Here is a 595-nt window from a genome sequence, read left to right on the forward strand (position 1 = left end):
AGTTCACCACCGCCCACGCCGGCGGCAACGGCGCGGCCGATTCCGACGCCGGCGCCAACGGTGTGACGCAGCAAGTCACGCTGGGTTCGGGCGCCGTCAACCACGACCTCGACGCAGGCATCGTGGTGACGCAAGCCACCGTGGGCGACCGCGTGTGGGAAGACAAGAACGGCAACGGCGTGCAGGATGCGGGCGAAGCCGGCATCGTCGGCGTCAAGGTCGATCTGAAGGACGAGCAGGGCAACGTCGTCAAGACCACCACCACCGGCGCCGACGGCAAGTACAGCTTCACCGTCGATGCAGGCAAGTACGCGATCTCGGTCACGGCGCCGACCGGCATGACGGCCACCGGCCTGCACACCGGCAGCAACGGCGCGATCGACAGCGATGTCAACGCCGCCGGCCAGGGCGACCTGATCACCGTGGCGCCAGGCCAGGCCAACAACGATGTGGACGCCGGCTTCTACAAGGGCGCGACGCTGGGCGACAAGGTCTGGTACGACACTAACAAGAACGGCCTGCAAGACACCGGCGAAACCGGCGTGGCCGGCGTCAAGGTGATCCTGCTGGACCAGGCGGGCAACCCGACCGGCAC

Annotated in this window: 1 protein-coding gene; it reads left to right on the top strand. The window is 67.9% G+C overall.

Features of this window, described 5'->3' with window-relative positions:
* On the top strand, nucleotides 1–595 hold a 595-nt coding region (locus tag DUGA2_RS32340), incomplete at both ends, for an SdrD B-like domain-containing protein (RefSeq protein ID WP_210402618.1).

The sequence above is a fragment of the Duganella sp. HH101 genome (assembly GCF_001758795.1).
Taxonomy (GTDB): Bacteria; Pseudomonadota; Gammaproteobacteria; order Burkholderiales; family Burkholderiaceae_D; genus Rugamonas; species Rugamonas rivuli.